The sequence below is a fragment of the Micromonospora sp. WMMD1274 genome, from assembly GCF_049179035.1.
Taxonomy (GTDB): domain Bacteria; phylum Actinomycetota; class Actinomycetes; order Mycobacteriales; family Micromonosporaceae; genus Micromonospora; species Micromonospora tulbaghiae.
The window spans coordinates 2,768,461-2,782,316 of record NZ_JBMHMG010000001.1; the positions used below are offsets into that span (position 1 = coordinate 2,768,461).

Consider the following 13,856-nt stretch of genomic DNA (forward strand, 5'->3'; position numbering starts at 1 on the left):
GGCGCGGGGTTCAGTCGGTACGGGCTCAGTGCGCGGCGGCGGGATTGGCCGGGCGGCGGCGGGCGCGCTCGCGGGCCAGGATCCAGATCGCCTCGACGCCGTCCTTCCAGGTGATCTTCTTGCCCTCCTCGCGGCCCCGCGCGCGGTAGCTGATCGGCACCTCGTAGGGGCGGATGCGGCGGCGCAGCAGCTTGCCGGTGACCTCGGCCTCCATGCCGAAGCCACGGGAGCGGACCTGCAGCGAGCGGTACAGCTCCAGCGGCATCAGCTTGAAGCAGGTCTCCAGGTCGCCGATGTAGGAGTTGTAGAGCACGTTCGCGGCCAGCGTGACGCCCTTGTTGCCCATCACGTACCAGAAGCTGTACGAGCTGTGGCTGCCGAAGGTCCGGTTGCCGTAGACGACTGTGGCCCGGCCGTCGAGCACCGGCTCCAGCAGGCGCGGGATGTCCTGCGGGTCGTACTCCAGGTCGGCGTCGAGGATGACCATGTACTCGCCCTCGGCGCTGTCGACAGCCGTCTTGATGGCCGCGCCCTTACCGGCGTTGCGCTGGTGGGTGATCACCCGCAGGCGGGCGTCGTCCACGCGGCCGAGGATCTCACCGGTGCCGTCCCGGCTGCCGTCGTCCACGACGACGAGCTCGATCTCGCAGGGGTAGTCGACCGCCAATGCCTGCTTGAGGGCATCCGCGATTCGTTCTTCCTCGTTGTAGACCGGCATGAGGATCGAGAGCTTCACGGAATCTCCACGGAGGCGATGGCAGGTCGGGGCATAGCGTAGCCTGGCACATTGCTCAGGTCACGACAGCCCAGGCACCCTATTCCTGACGAAGTGGTACCACGACGAGCCGGGCCACGCTGCGGTCGCCGTCCTTCGCGCCGGCCACCCCGACCGTCGTACCGATCTTGATGTCGGTCGATCGGATCGTGGTCCGCCGCTCGACGACCCGCAGCTTCTCACCGAACGTCCACGTCACAGTGAAACCGTCGGTGGACTTCACAGTCATCGACCTGTCGTCGATCGCGGTCACCTCGCCGCGCTGGACCGCGACGGTCTTCGTACCGCCGTCCCTGGTCTTGACCACCGCCTCGCCGTGCAGCGTGTTGCGCCGCAGCAGCACCCGGGCCCGGTGACGCCGGTGTCCCTCCTTCGCCCGCTCGCCCTTGCCGTCCGGCCCGGCCTGCGGCGTACCGGAGGGCGCCGGCGCGGCGACCGGATCCACGTCCAGTTCCCCGGCGTCGACGCCGAGCGCGGCGAGCGCCTGGCCGTCCGCCCCCAGGGCGGCGCTCACCTCGACCCCGTCGTCCGGCGCCGCGCCGGACCGGGTCGCGCCGCACCCGGCGAGCGCGAGCGACGCGGCGACGAGCAGTGCGGTGGCGCCGGTGACGATTCGCTGACGTCTCATCTGTGGTCCTCTTCCTCTCCTCACGGTGACGAGCCGAGCGTTCCGCACCGACGCGAGGGAACGGTCAAGCCGATGTTCGAGCCGGGTAAGGATCCGCCGGCACCCGGACGGTGAAGGCGGCGCCGCCCTCCGGGGCGTGCCCGGCGGCGATGTCCCCGCCGAGCCGGCGGACCAGCCCGGCGGCGAGCGCCAGGCCCAGCCCGCTGCCCACCTTGCGCACCCCCCGGTACCGCTCGTGCAGCGCGCCCCGTTCGAACGCCACCCGCAGGTCGTCGTCGGTGAAGCCGGGTCCGCCGTCCCGGACCTCCAGCACCCCGCCGCCCGCCGGGCCGTCGGCCCGGACCGCGAGCACCACCGGCGCCCCCGGCGGTACGACCCGCAACGCGTTCTCCAGCAGCCCGTCCAGGACCTGCCGGATCCGGCCCGGATCGGTGTACGCCGGCACCGGCGCACCCGGCGTCTCCAGCCGGAACGGCACCCCGAGCGCCGCGCACCGGCCGGACCAGCTGCGCTCCGCGTCGGCGGCCAGCCCGGTCAGGTCGACCGGCACCGGTTCCAGGGGGAAGTCGACCGCCTCCAGCCGGGCCAGCGCCAGCAGGTCGCGGACCAGCCGGTCCAGGTGTTCGGCCTCGGCGAGCACGGTCCGGCCGGTCGCCGGCACCGCGTCGGCCTCGATCACGCCGTCGGCCAGCGCCTCGGCGTAGCCGCGGATCGCGGTGAGCGGGGTCCGCAGCTCGTGCGAGACGGAGAGCAGGAACTCGCGCTGCCGTCCCTCGCTCGTGGCGAGCGCGGCGGCCAGGCCGTTGAGCGCGTGCGCCAGGTCGGCCACCTCGTCGGGTGGCTCGACCGGCACCCGGACCGCCCGGTCCCCGGCGCGCAGCCGCGCGGCGGCGGTGGCGGCGGTACGGATCGGCCGGGCCAGCCGGCGGGCGAGCAGCAGTCCGGCGGCCGCCCCGGCGGCGAGTCCGGCGAGCAGCGGCAGCCAGAGTCCGCGCAGCACCTGCCGCCAGGGCGCGGCGCTACGGGCCCGGGTCAGCACCACCCCGTCCCCGCCGGGCAGCGACCGCGCCTCGACCAGCCGGCGTTGCCCCTCGACCAGTCGCCGGCCGGAGACGTTCTCGCCGCCGGCCACCCGCGTCACCAGCGGCCGGGGCAGGCCCGGCCGGTCGGCCCGGCCGTCCCGGATCACGTACACGTCGATCTGCTGCTGGCGCAGTTGCCGGATGAGCCGGTCCCCGGCGCCGTCGCGCTGGCGTGCCGGCCGCACCCGGAGCACGTCGGCGGCGAGCCGGGCCTGGGCGGCGAGCGCCTCCTGGTCCCGGCGCTCCGCGCCGCGTACCGCCAGGGGCACCGCGACCAGCGCGGTGACGAGCACCGACACCAGCGCCACCGCGCAGGTGGCGAGCACGGCGCGGGCGGTGAGTGTCCGCCCGGGCCGGCGCGGCATCGGTCCGGTCGGCCGGTCAGGCATCGGCGGCGTACCCGACGCCACGATGGGTGCGGATCACACTGTCCGGGCCGAGCTTGGCCCGCACCTGCGCCACGTGCACGTCGACGGTCCGGGTGCCGGCATGCGCCGCGTACCCCCACACGCCCGCCAGCAGCTCCTCCCGGGTGAACACCCGGCCGGGCCGGGCCATCAGGTGGGCGAGCAGGTCGAACTCGGTGGAGGTGAGCTGCACCGGCGTGCCGCCGGCGGTCACCGTCCGGCGGGCCGGGTCGAGTGTGACGGCGCCGAGCGTGCGGGGCTGCTCGGCGGGCGTGCCGGCGGTGCGGCGCAGCACCGCCCGCAGCCGGGCGAGCAGCTCGCGCGGGCTGAACGGCTTGGTGACGTAGTCGTCGGCACCGAGTTCCAGGCCGACGACACGGTCCACCTCGTCGTCGCGGGCGGTGAGGAAGATGACCGGCGTCCAGTCGCCGGCCGCGCGCAGCCGGCGGCAGATCTCGGTGCCGGCCAGGCCGGGCAGCGCGATGTCGAGCACGCAGGCCACCGGGCGCAGCCGCCGCGCGGCGGCCAGGCCGGCCTCGCCGTCACGTTCCAGGTGTACGCCGAACCCGTCCCGGGTCAGGTAGAGCCGGACCAGGTCGGCGATGGCCGGCTCGTCCTCCACCACGAGGACGAGCCCGGGCGGGGCGGCGGTGGTCACCGGCTCATGATGACCGACCGGCGACCGCCGAGCCGGTCAGGAAATGTTCGGATCAGGTAAGGAGGACGTCAGCGGGCCGGGGCGGGCCGCAGCACCGTCGGGCGGACGGCCGCCGGCGACTCCCCGATGGTCGCCACCACCCGCTCGGCGGGCGTACGCAGGCGGGTCCGGAAGGCGTGGTTGAGCAGCGCGTCGAGCTGCCACACCTGCTTCGGGTGGTGGGTACGCAGGACGAAGCGCTCGCGCACCCCGTCGATCGCGGTCGCCGCCAGCACCACGCTGTGCGCGCGGGGATCGGGGCTCCACGTCACGTTGCTCAGCTCGCGCAGTTCGGTGTTGAGGTGCAGGCGCAGCCGGTGCAGCACCCGGGTCTGCCGGGTGACCACCAGCCGCCGGTGGGTGAGGAGCATCAGGTAGTCGCCGCCCACCGGATCGTCCGGGCGGCTGCACCGGGTGACCAGGATGGTCGCGTCGCCGGAGCCGACGCACCGGCGGAACACCGGCATGTGCCGGGTGACGGTCTGGGTCGCCAGGCCGGTCTCGGCGGCGGCCGGAAGGAACGTTCGCGAGAACACGTCCATGCCCGGTCCAACGAGCCGATGACCAGGGGTGATATGGGTCACGCCCGATTTCTGGAACTTCCACACGTGCAAGTCGCACCAGCGGTGCGACACCGGCGGCCGGTCGGATCAGAGCAGCTCGACGATCGTGGCGTTGGCCATGCCGCCGCCCTCGCACATGGTCTGGAGGCCGTAGCGGATGCCGTTGTCCCGCATGTGCTGGAGCATCGTGGTCATGATCCGCGCGCCGGACCCGCCGAGCGGGTGACCGAGCGCGATCGCCCCGCCCCGGGGGTTGAGCCGCTCCGGGTCCGCCTCGGTCTCGGCCAGCCACGCCAGCGGCACCGGGGCGAACGCCTCGTTCACCTCGTACACCCCGATCTCCTCGATGCCCAGCCCCGCGCGGCGCAGCGCCTTCGCGGTGGCCGGGATCGGCGCGGTGAGCATGGTGACCGGGTCGTCGGCGGCGACCACCGCGGTGTGCACCCGGGCCAGCGGGCGCAGGCCGTGCCGGCTGGCCCACTCGGCGGTGGTGACCGCGAGCGCGGCGGCGCCGTCGGAGATCTGCGACGCGGACCCGGCGGTGACCACGCCGTCGGCGCGGAACGGGGTGGCCAGCTCGGCGAGCTTGGCCAGCGAGGTGTCGCGGCGGATGCCCTCGTCGGCGGAGAACTTGCCACCGTCGGCGAGCGCCACCGGCGCCAGCTCGGCCTCGAACGCGCCCGCGTCCTGCGCGGCGGCCGCCTTCTCGTGGCTGGCCAGCGCGAACTCGTCGAGCTGGGTACGCGAGAAGCGCCACCGCTGCGCGATCAGCTCGGCCCCGACGCCCTGGTTGAACGGCAGTGGCGAGTCCTCGGCGACGCCCTCGACGCCGCGGTAGCGCTCCAGGATCGCCGCGCTGAACGGCATGCCACCGGCGACGCTGGAACCCATCGGCACCCGGGTCATCGACTCGACCCCACCGGCCACGACCAGGTCGGCCTGGCCGGAGAGGACCGTCGCGGCGGCGAAGTGCAGCGCCTGCTGGCTCGACCCGCACTGGCGGTCGAGTGTGGTGCCGGGGACCGACTCCGGCCAGCCGGCGGCGAGCACGGCGTTGCGGGCCACGTTCCAGGACTGCTCGCCGACCTGCGACACACAGCCCCACACCACGTCGTCGACCTGGCCCGGGTCGATGCCGGTGCGCTCGGCGAGCGCGCGCAGCACGTGTGCCGAGAGGTCGACCGGGTGCACTCCGGCGAGGCTGCCCTTGCGCCGCCCGACCGGGGTCCGTACCGCGCCGACGATGACCGCGTCACTCATGTCTACTCCCCGGTAACCTCGCTTGCCCCGATCCTACGTGCTGACCGGACCGGTCGTCCTCCCCCGGCGTTCGGCAGGTGCGGCTGGCATGCTGGGCGGATGGATCCACAGTCGCCGCCGGTCCGGCAGTGGCGGGTGCCGCGGGAGGTGCCGGTGATCAAGGCGGTCGGCGCGCTCGCGCTCGTCGCCCTGGGGCTGGTCTTCGCAGGCGGGGACCCGGTCCGTCCGGCGCTCGCCGGGCTGGCCGCCGCCGGTCTGCTCGGCTGGGCGCTGCGCGACGTGGTCGCGCCGGTCCGCCTCGCCGTCGACCCGGACGGGCTCACCGTGCTGCGGGGGTTCGCCGGGCGGCGCCGGCTGCCCTGGGACGCGGTGGAGGCGATCCGCCTCGACCGGCGCGCCCGGCGCGGGATCACCGCCGAGACGCTGGAGATCGACGCCGGGGAGTCGCTGCACCTGTTCGGCCGCCGTGACCTGGACGCCCCGCTGGACGAGGTGGCCGCGGCGCTGACCGAGGCCCGCCCCGCGCGCTGAGGCTCAGCCGAGCAGGGCGGCGGTCCGGACGAGCGTCAGGCCGATCAGCGCGACCAGCACGATCACGCAGCCCGCCACCTGGAACACGGTCCGCCGCGACCGGGGGGCGTACGCCAGGACCAGCGCCACCAGCGCGCCGGCGACCAGCCCGCCGAGGTGCCCGGCCACCGAGATGCTCGGCACGGTGAACGTGAAGATCAGGTTGATCACCAGGATCGGCACGATCGCCGAGGTGTCCCGGCCGAGCCGCCGCATGATCACGAAGACGGCGGCGAACAGGCCGAAGACGGCGGTCGAGGCGCCGGCCGTGAACCGGTTCGGCTCGGTGAAGACGTACGCGGCGACGTTGCCGCCGAGCCCGGCGAGCAGGTAGAGCGCCAGGAAGCGCAGCGGCCCGAGCACCGCCTCCAGCGTCCGGCCGAGCACCCACAGCGCCCACATGTTCAGCAGCAGATGCAGCACGCCGTAGTGCAGGAACATGGCGGTGACGAGCCGGTACCACTCGCCGTCGGCCACCCCGCCGACGTGCCCGTCGGGGAAGCGTGCCAGGCCGAGCACCGCCCCCCACTCGGTGAGCGGCGTGCCGTTGCCCATCAGGCCGCCCAGGCCACCGCCGGCCACGGCGGTCCCGCTGCGCGCCGAGAGGATGGACAGCAGCATCATCGCCACGTTCAGCGCGATCAGCGCCTTCGTGACGTTGCCCTGGCGGCCGGCGGCACCGCCACCGAAGGCGGTACGCGCCGGCCGCACGCTGCGGCGGCCCTCGGCGACGCACTCCGGGCACTGGTGGCCGACGGAGGCGTCCCGCATGCACTCGGTGCAGATCGGCCGATCGCATCGACTGCACCGGATGTAGGTCTCCCGGCCAGGGTGCCGGTAGCAGACCGGGGTGGTCGGCACCGGACCCCCGGTGGCGTCGCCTGGCTGGCCGGAGCGCTCAGTCATGCGAGCAAAGGTACCCGCGTGCCGCTCAGGACTGCTTGTGCTCGATCTCGACCCGCTCGATCACCACGTCCTGGATCGGCCGGTCGCTCGGACCGGTCGGGGTGTTGGCGATCGAGTCGACCACCTTCACCGACTCCTCGTCGGCCACCTGACCGAAGATGGTGTGCCGGTTGTTCAGGTGTGGCGTGGGCGACACCGTGATGAAGAACTGCGAGCCGTTCGTGCCCGGCCCGGCGTTCGCCATCGCCAGCAGGTACGGCCGGTCGAAGCGCAGCTCCGGGTGGAACTCGTCGGCGAACTTGTAGCCCGGGCCACCGCGGCCGGTGCCGGTCGGGTCGCCCATCTGAATCATGAAACCGCTGATCACGCGGTGCGAGACGGTGCCGTCGTAGTACGGCCCGTTGCCCGGCTGACCGGTACGCGGGTCGATGTACTCCCGGGTGCCCTCGGCCAGCTCCACGAAGTTGCGGACGGTCTTCGGCGCGTGGTTCGGAAAGAGCTCCAGCCGGATCGGGCCGGCGTTGGTGTGCAAGGTGGCGTAGACAGCCTCGGCCACGGGTACTCCTCACTCGTAGTTCAGTTCCTTGCGGATCCTCCCATGTGCCCGATCTGGCCATGCGGAGGCATTCGAAGGTGGAGGATGACGAAGGAACAACTCCCAGGAGGTGGGACCGTGTTTGGAATCGGGCGGCGAAAGACCCAGGGCCAGCTCGCCAAGGTCGAGCTGAACCAGGGCATCGGTCACCTGAGGCAGGCCGCCACGCACGCGGCGAAGGGTGCCGGCGCCACTGTCGGCCCGCGGGTCCAGGCAGCCCGGGTCGCCGTCGCGCCGACCGCGGTCCTGGTCCGGGACCGCGCCTCCAGCGGGTTCGCGTCGACCGCCGCGGCGCTCGCGCCGGTGCTGCTGGCCGTGCGCAACGCCCGGGTCGAGGCCGCCGGCAAGGCGTCGAGCGGCCGCAAGGTGATGGCCGCGAAGCAGTCCGCGATGACGAAGAAGGCGAAGAACATGAAGGCCGGAAAGAAGAAGCAGCGCAGGTCGCGGGGCATGACCGCGGGCCTGCTGGTGGCCGGCACCGTCGCCGGCCTGGCCGGTGCGATGGCCGTGCGCCGCCGCCGCGAGCAGCAGGAGTGGGCCGAGTACGACCCGACCGGCACGCTCGGCGCGACGGGCACGCTCGGCGCGACCGGTGCCGACAAGCTGGAGCCGATGCGGGAGGACGTGGACACGATCGTGGTGGAGACCCCGGACGCGAGCGCGAAGGTGACGCAGGCCGGCCCGACCGGCGCCGGTTCCTCGGCGGTGGCCAAGGGCAGCAGCGCGTCGACCGCCGCCGCCGGCAGCCAGCCGGTGATCCACCCGACCGACCAGGTCCCCTCCGTCGCCGAGGGCGCCCGGGACGTCTCCGGCCGTCCGGCCGACGACATCACCAAGGCCGTGCAGGCCGGCAAGAACGCCGCGAAGGCCGGCGGTCGCCGCTGACCTCGTACCGTCGGATCAGCGCCGGCACGCGGGACACCCCGCGTGGCCGGCGCTTCCGCGTGTACGGGGCGGCCGGTCCGTCGGCGACCCGCCGTGGCGCGGTGGTCACAGCCAGCCGTTGCGGCGGAACAGACGGTAGAGCGTGAAGGACGCCGCGAGCATCAGCGCCCAGACGCCCGGATAGCCGTACGTCCACTTCAGCTCGGGCATGTTGTCGAAGTTCATGCCGTAGATGCCGGCGATCGCCGTCCACACCGCACCGATCGCGGCCCAGGCGGCGATCTTGCGCATGTCGTTGTTCTGGTCGACGGTGACCTGGGCCAGCCGGGCCTGGAGGATCGAGTTGAGCAGGTCGTCGTAGGAGTTCACCTGCTCGACCGTGCGGCTGAGGTGGTCCTGCACGTCGCGGAAGTAGCGCCGCACCTCCTGCGGGACCGCGCGGTTGACCTGCGAGGTGAGCGTCATCAGCGGGCGCTGCAACGGCGCCACCGCCCGCTTGAACTCGACCAGTTCCCGCTTCATCTGGTAGATCCGCTGGATCCGGCCGCTGCTCTGCCGGTCGAAGACGTCCGCCTCCAGCACGTCGAGGTCGTCCTCCAGCCGGTCGGCCACCTCCAGGTAGAGGTCCACCACGCGGTCGGTGATCGCGTACGCGACCGCCCAGGGGCCGTGCCGCAGCAGGTCCCGCTTCGCCTCCAGGTCGGCGCGCACCGGCGCCAGCCGGCAGGCGTCACCGTGCCGGACGCTGATCACGAAGTGCGGCCCGATGAAGAGCATCACCTGGCCGGTCTCCACCACCTCGGAGTTCTCGGTCAGCTCGGCGTGCTCGCAGTAGCGGGCCGTGCGCAGCACCAGGAAGACGATCTCGCCGAAGTGCTCCAGCTTCGGGCGCTGCTGGGCCTTGACCGCATCCTCCACGGCGAGTTCGTGCAGGCCGAACGTGGCGGCGATCTCGGTCATCTCGGCCAGGTCCGGCTCGTGCAGGCCGAGCCAGACGAAGCCGTCCCGCTCCTGCCGGGCGGCGGCCAGGGCCTCGGCGTACTGGGGGTGGCCGGGGCGGCGCTCGCCGTCGACGTACAGCCCGCAGTCGACGATCCCGCTGCGCTCCGGGCCGGCCGGCTGGGCCGTACGCGGGGAGCCGTCGGCGTTGAGGATGCGCGACATCGCGCGTACCGGGGCCGACCAGGCGCGGGGGCGCAGTGCCCGGCTGCCGTCGGTACCGGCGGTTCGGTCGCGTGCCACCCGGTCCGTCATCTCTCGCCCCCTTCCCCTAGAGCTGCGGCTTGCAGGTTACGCCGACCGGCGGGAAGCGCAGCGCGGGCGCGGGTGCGGGGTACTGGTGGTTGCGACGGGCGTCACGCGGCGGCGCCGGGCGGGCCGGGCCGCGTCAGGGGGGTGAGGGGCGACACGGCCCACCCGGCACCCCTTGGGGGCGGGAGTGATGCTGGGCGTGCCGCCGGCCCGCCCGGTCGTCCGGCGTGCGGGCTGGTCACCGGCAGAAGGTGAGCGGCACTCGCAGCATTGTGGGCTGCCGGCCGGTTCAGCGGGAGAGCCGAACCGGCCAGCGGGGCCTTTTTGTCAGAAACCCGACAGAAAATCAGCCGCGTACGGCGGCCATCGCCTCGGCGAGACGCCGCACACCCTCGTCGATCCGGTCCGCGGTCACCGCCGAGTACGCCAGGCGCAGCGCGTGCCGGCCGCCGTCGACCATGAAGTCGCTGCCCTTCACCACCGCCACGCCACGCTCGGCGGCGGCCGGGGCGAGCCGGTCGACCTCGACGTCCTCCGGGAGCTCCACCCAGAGGAAGTAGCCGCCGTCCGGCTCCACGAACCGGGCCTCCGGAATGTGTCGGCGCAGCGACTCGGCCAGCACCGCCGACCGCTCGCCGAGCGCCGAACGGACCGTCCGGATCGACTCCTCGATCGCGCCGGAGACGCAGAACTGGTGCACGATCGCCTGGGCCACCATGCCGGGCGAGATGTAGAGGTTGGTGGCCCGCTTCGCGATCGCCGCGATCAGCTCGGCCGGGCCGACCAGGTAGCCGACCCGTACGCCCGGGCAGACCGTCTTGGTGAAGCTGGAGGCGTGCACCACCACGCCCCGGGTGTCCATCGACAGCATCGAGGGCAGCGGCTCGCCCCGGAACCGGATGTCCGCGTACGGGTCGTCCTCGAAGATCGTGAAGTCGTACTCGGCGGCCAGGTCCAGCAGCTCACGGCGCTTCTCCAGGGAGAGCGTCACGCCGGCCGGGTTCTGGTAGTTCGGGATCACGTGGGCCAGCCGCGGCCGCACCCCGGACTCCAGCAGCTTGCGCAGCTCGGCGGTGTCCAGACCGTCCGGCTGGATCGTGACGCCGTGCACCTCGCCGCCCATCTGCTTCAGGTTGAGCAGCGTGCGGTCGTACGTCGGGCGCTCGACCACCACCGCGTCGCCCCGGCGGACCAGGTGGTCGAAGAGGAACGCGTCGGCCTGCAACGAGCCGTTGGTGATCAGCACCTGGTCGGCCTCGACACCGTGCTTCTCGGCGATCCACTTCCGCAAGGGCGGGTAGCCGACGGAGGTGCCGTACGCGGAGACCCCGGCGGGGTCGGCATCGAAGGCGCGGACGGCGGCGGCCTTGAGCCCCTCGACATCGACGATGTCCAGCGAAGGCGCGCCACGGGCGAACGAGATCAGCTGCTCGGCGGTCATGCGCAGAGCCTAGGGCCTGGCCCGGCGGGTCCGACCGCGATACACGCGAAGTTCAACATGCGGGCGGCCGGCCGGGGCACCGGTGCGTCCGGGGGATCCGAGACCGCCTCGCGACTGTCTACGATCCGACGGACGCTGGCGCCGGTCCGACCGGACGCCGAAGGATGACGGGTCGCGGCAGACCCGGAGAACAAGGGATGGGGCTCGTGACCGAGGACGAGGCGGGACGGCTCGACGACCAGCGGTTCGCGCAGTGGCTGGCGACCGAGGCCGGCAGGGCGCTCACCGCGCTGCGGGACCGGCAGGGCTTCGCCGACCCGAAGGCGCTCAAGGACGCCGGCGACCGCGCGTCGCACGAGCTGATGACGGCGGCGCTGGCCCGGCTGCGGCCGGCCGACGCGGTGCTCTCCGAGGAGGAGGCCGACTCGCGCCGGGCGTGGGCGGACGGCGAGCGCGCACCCCGGCACGAGGCGGACCGGGTCTGGATCATCGACCCGCTGGACGGCACGCGCGAGTTCTCCGAGGAGGGGCGGGACGACTGGGCGGTGCACGTGGCGCTCTGGCAGCGCTCCGCCGCCCCCGACGGCGCCCTGGTCGCCGGCGCGGTGGGCATGCCGGCCCGGACCACGGTGGACGGTACGCCGCTCGTGCTGGGCACCACCTGCCCGCAGCCGAAGCCGTCCGACGGGCCGATCCGGATCGCGGTGAGCCGCAGCCGCCCGCCCGCGTTCGTGGGCGAGCTGGTCGAGATGCTCGGCGCCACGGCGGTGCCGATGGGCTCGGCCGGTGTGAAGGTCTGCGCGGTGGTGACCGGCGAGGTCGACGCGTACGTCCACGCGGGCGGTCAGTACGAGTGGGACAGTGCCGCCCCGGTCGCCGTGGCGCTGGGCGCGGGCATGCACGCGTCCCGGATCGACGGTTCGCCGCTGCGCTACAACCGCGCCGACCCGCGCCTGCCGGATCTGCTGGTCTGCCGGCCCGAACTGGCCGACCAGTTGCTCGACGCGATCGCCCGGACCGGGGTCGAGATGCCCGCTTCGACCGTCACCGACAACCAGGGTGGGGCGTTCGGCTGAGTGTCACGGTACGTACGGCCAGGTGGATGAGGGTTATCGTCAGGCAGGAATGCGTGACGATCTGAGCCCCGACCACGGGCCGCCGACAGCCAGGGAGGGTCATGCCGGCCGACCGAGAGTCGCACAATGCCTTCGGGCAGCCGACCGGCCTGTGGCCGGGTCAGGACATTCCGCGCCAGGTGGGCGGCCCTTCGCTGCCCTGGCCGGAGGCCGAGAGCACGCCGCCACCACCGGCCGGACCGGGGGGTGACCTGCCCTGGCCCGAGCACGACCGGCACGACGCCGGTCGCCACGACGGGCCAGGGCACGACCGGGCCGGCTGGGACGCCGCGCCCGGCACGACGAACGGCTGGTCGCCGCAGCACGGGCCGGCAGGCCACGGCGACGCCGCCTGGCCGCCGCAGGGTGAGCCGCACGACGACTGGGCCACGCAGGCCGGCCCGGCGACGGACGGCCGCACCGGCTGGACGCCGCACGACGGGCCCGGCGGGGCCGGACCGTCGGGCGAGGCGGGCTGGGGTGCGGGCACCACGGCGACCGCCACCCTGACCGGACCGCCCCCGGTGGACGTGTCACACGGACCGGCCGCCGATGGGCCGGGCCGGCCGCCCGCGCCGCCGCTCGCCCCGGTACCCGCGCCGTCGTCCGGCGGTTCATGGCGGCGCTGGCGCGTCGCCATCGCCGCGGCCGTGGCCGTGGCGGTGACCGGCAGCGGGGTCGCGGTGGCCGCGCTGCGACCCGACTCGACGGACCGGCAGGCAGGCGGGACGCCGGGCTCGGTCGGGCCCGCGACCTCGATGGGCCCGGGCACGCCGGCCACCTCCGGCCCGGCGTCCCCGGGCGCCGACCAGGGCCTCGGCGGCAAGCCCTCGGCGCGTCCGTCGGCCTCCGCGGCCGCCGGACCGGGCTTCACCGGTACGCGGCTGACGCTGCCCGGCGCCTCGATCGGCGTGCAGAACGGGGAGACGTTCGGCCAGGCGCTGGCCCGGTCCGACCGGACCTTCGGCAAGCTGCGGATGGCCCGGATCTTCTTCCCCGGCCTGCCGCCGGCCTGGTCCGGCAGCCGGGCCGACGTGGTGGACCGGACCGTGGTGGTGTCGTTCAAGGCGTCGCCGCAGGAGGTCAACACCGGCAAGTTCGACTCCCGCCTGACCTCCTGGTTCGCCTCGATCCCGCGCGAGCACAACGTCTACTGGTCGTACTTCCACGAGCCGGAGGACGACGTCGAGCGCGGTGCGTTCAGCACGGCGGCGTACCGGACGGCGTGGAAGCGGATCGCCGGCCTGGCCGACCGGACCGGCAACCCCAAGCTGATCAACACGCTGATCCTGATGTGCTGGACGCTGGACCCGAAGTCCGGGCGCAGCTTCGACGCGTTCTACCCCGGCGGCGACGTGATCGAGGCGCTCGGCTGGGACTGCTACAACTGGGGCGCCAAGTGGAAGCGGTACGCCCCGCCGCAGGAGATCTACGGCGCGATGATCAGCAAGTCCAAGGCGCTCGGCAAGCCGTGGGGCGTCGCGGAGACCGGCAGCGACCTGGTCCCCGGTGACTCGGGCACCGGCCGGGCGGCCTGGATCCGGTCGATGACCGGCTTCCTCAACGGCCAGCGGCCGGAGTTCGTGGCGTACTACAACCAGACGGTCAGCCAGGGCGACTTCCGGCTGCTCGACCAGCCGAGCATCCAGGCGTGGAAGTCCTTCTGCACGGCCTGACCCCG

At 73.7% G+C, this 13,856-nt stretch carries 14 protein-coding genes; 4 read left to right on the top strand and 10 right to left on the bottom strand.

The genetic code is table 11. The features are described 5' to 3' along the window. Positions 1-25: 25 nt before the first annotated feature. The 6 genes from ACN27D_RS12720 to ACN27D_RS12745 all read right to left on the bottom strand — a co-directional run bounded on the left by ACN27D_RS12720 (position 26) and on the right by ACN27D_RS12745 (position 5,412). Positions 26-736 carry a glycosyltransferase family 2 protein gene (locus tag ACN27D_RS12720; RefSeq protein WP_120572614.1) on the bottom strand — a complete coding sequence of 237 codons (711 nt, stop codon included), beginning with the start codon at positions 734-736 and terminating at the stop codon, positions 26-28. Between the two features lie 79 nt (positions 737-815). Next, positions 816-1,403 carry a hypothetical protein gene (locus tag ACN27D_RS12725; RefSeq protein WP_421499168.1) on the bottom strand — a complete coding sequence of 196 codons (588 nt, stop codon included), beginning with the start codon at positions 1,401-1,403 and terminating at the stop codon, positions 816-818. Positions 1,404-1,467: 64 nt separating this feature from the next. After that, positions 1,468-2,874, bottom strand: a complete 1,407-nt coding sequence (locus tag ACN27D_RS12730) for a sensor histidine kinase (protein WP_308212756.1) — start codon at positions 2,872-2,874, stop codon at positions 1,468-1,470. Further along, positions 2,867-3,550, bottom strand: coding sequence for a response regulator transcription factor (locus ACN27D_RS12735; RefSeq protein WP_121684353.1), 684 nt, complete (start codon positions 3,548-3,550; stop codon positions 2,867-2,869). Before ACN27D_RS12735 ends, ACN27D_RS12730 begins: the two co-directional genes overlap by 8 nt. Before the next feature lie 68 nt (positions 3,551-3,618). Further along, positions 3,619-4,131 carry a hypothetical protein gene (locus ACN27D_RS12740; protein WP_120572611.1) on the bottom strand — a complete coding sequence of 171 codons (513 nt, stop codon included), beginning with the start codon at positions 4,129-4,131 and terminating at the stop codon, positions 3,619-3,621. Between the two features lie 108 nt (positions 4,132-4,239). After that, entirely contained in the window at positions 4,240-5,412 is a 1,173-nt protein-coding gene (locus tag ACN27D_RS12745) for a thiolase family protein (protein WP_357829518.1), read from the bottom strand. A gap of 99 nt (positions 5,413-5,511) precedes the next feature. On the opposite strand from ACN27D_RS12745, the gene ACN27D_RS12750 reads away from it, so the two are divergent. Further along, positions 5,512-5,943 carry a PH domain-containing protein gene (locus ACN27D_RS12750; RefSeq protein WP_205775959.1) on the top strand — a complete coding sequence of 144 codons (432 nt, stop codon included), beginning with the start codon at positions 5,512-5,514 and terminating at the stop codon, positions 5,941-5,943. 3 nt (positions 5,944-5,946) lie between these two features. Here the strand turns inward: ACN27D_RS12750 and ACN27D_RS12755 are convergent, their stop codons facing one another. Both ACN27D_RS12755 and ACN27D_RS12760 read right to left on the bottom strand, forming a co-directional pair. Beyond that, positions 5,947-6,888, bottom strand: coding sequence for a rhomboid family intramembrane serine protease (locus ACN27D_RS12755; protein WP_358170527.1), 942 nt, complete (start codon positions 6,886-6,888; stop codon positions 5,947-5,949). Between the two features lie 25 nt (positions 6,889-6,913). Further along, a complete protein-coding gene (locus tag ACN27D_RS12760; RefSeq protein ID WP_120572610.1) occupies positions 6,914-7,444 on the bottom strand; it encodes a peptidylprolyl isomerase in 531 nt (176 codons plus the stop codon). 84 nt (positions 7,445-7,528) lie between these two features. On the opposite strand from ACN27D_RS12760, the gene ACN27D_RS12765 reads away from it, so the two are divergent. Then, positions 7,529-8,368 carry a hypothetical protein gene (locus ACN27D_RS12765; protein WP_358170529.1) on the top strand — a complete coding sequence of 280 codons (840 nt, stop codon included), beginning with the start codon at positions 7,529-7,531 and terminating at the stop codon, positions 8,366-8,368. A gap of 105 nt (positions 8,369-8,473) precedes the next feature. On the opposite strand, the gene corA is transcribed toward ACN27D_RS12765, so the two are convergent. Continuing rightward, a complete protein-coding gene (gene corA / locus ACN27D_RS12770; RefSeq protein ID WP_357829510.1) occupies positions 8,474-9,622 on the bottom strand; it encodes a magnesium/cobalt transporter CorA in 1,149 nt (382 codons plus the stop codon). A gap of 343 nt (positions 9,623-9,965) precedes the next feature. Continuing rightward, positions 9,966-11,060, bottom strand: a complete 1,095-nt coding sequence (locus ACN27D_RS12775; RefSeq protein ID WP_421499169.1) for a PLP-dependent aminotransferase family protein — start codon at positions 11,058-11,060, stop codon at positions 9,966-9,968. 197 nt (positions 11,061-11,257) lie between these two features. Here ACN27D_RS12775 and ACN27D_RS12780 point away from each other — a divergent pair, with 197 nt between their 5' ends. Together ACN27D_RS12780 and ACN27D_RS12785 are read left to right on the top strand one after the other, a co-directional pair. Further along, positions 11,258-12,136: a 3'(2'),5'-bisphosphate nucleotidase CysQ gene (locus tag ACN27D_RS12780; RefSeq protein WP_120572607.1), complete on the top strand. Its 879-nt coding sequence runs from the start codon at positions 11,258-11,260 to the stop codon at positions 12,134-12,136. Positions 12,137-12,237: 101 nt separating this feature from the next. Further along, complete coding sequence (locus ACN27D_RS12785) at positions 12,238-13,851, top strand: hypothetical protein (protein ID WP_358170531.1); 1,614 nt, start codon at positions 12,238-12,240, stop codon at positions 13,849-13,851. Positions 13,852-13,856: the final 5 nt, after the last annotated feature.

Excerpts from the sequence above, each read along its gene's own strand:
- ACN27D_RS12725 (WP_421499168.1), bottom strand. The coding sequence starts at position 1,403 with ATGAGACGTCAGCGAATCGTCACCGGCGCCACCGCACTGCTCGTCGCC.
- ACN27D_RS12730 (WP_308212756.1), bottom strand. The coding sequence starts at position 2,874 with ATGCCTGACCGGCCGACCGGACCGATGCCGCGCCGGCCCGGGCGGACA.
- ACN27D_RS12740 (WP_120572611.1), bottom strand. The coding sequence starts at position 4,131 with ATGGACGTGTTCTCGCGAACGTTCCTTCCGGCCGCCGCCGAGACCGGC.
- ACN27D_RS12745 (WP_357829518.1), bottom strand. The coding sequence starts at position 5,412 with ATGAGTGACGCGGTCATCGTCGGCGCGGTACGGACCCCGGTCGGGCGG.
- ACN27D_RS12750 (WP_205775959.1), top strand. The coding sequence starts at position 5,512 with ATGGATCCACAGTCGCCGCCGGTCCGGCAGTGGCGGGTGCCGCGGGAG.
- ACN27D_RS12755 (WP_358170527.1), bottom strand. The coding sequence starts at position 6,888 with ATGACTGAGCGCTCCGGCCAGCCAGGCGACGCCACCGGGGGTCCGGTG.
- ACN27D_RS12765 (WP_358170529.1), top strand. The coding sequence starts at position 7,529 with ATGACGAAGGAACAACTCCCAGGAGGTGGGACCGTGTTTGGAATCGGG.
- corA (WP_357829510.1), bottom strand. The coding sequence starts at position 9,622 with ATGACGGACCGGGTGGCACGCGACCGAACCGCCGGTACCGACGGCAGC.
- ACN27D_RS12775 (WP_421499169.1), bottom strand. The coding sequence starts at position 11,060 with ATGACCGCCGAGCAGCTGATCTCGTTCGCCCGTGGCGCGCCTTCGCTG.
- ACN27D_RS12780 (WP_120572607.1), top strand. The coding sequence starts at position 11,258 with ATGGGGCTCGTGACCGAGGACGAGGCGGGACGGCTCGACGACCAGCGG.
- ACN27D_RS12785 (WP_358170531.1), top strand. The coding sequence starts at position 12,238 with ATGCCGGCCGACCGAGAGTCGCACAATGCCTTCGGGCAGCCGACCGGC.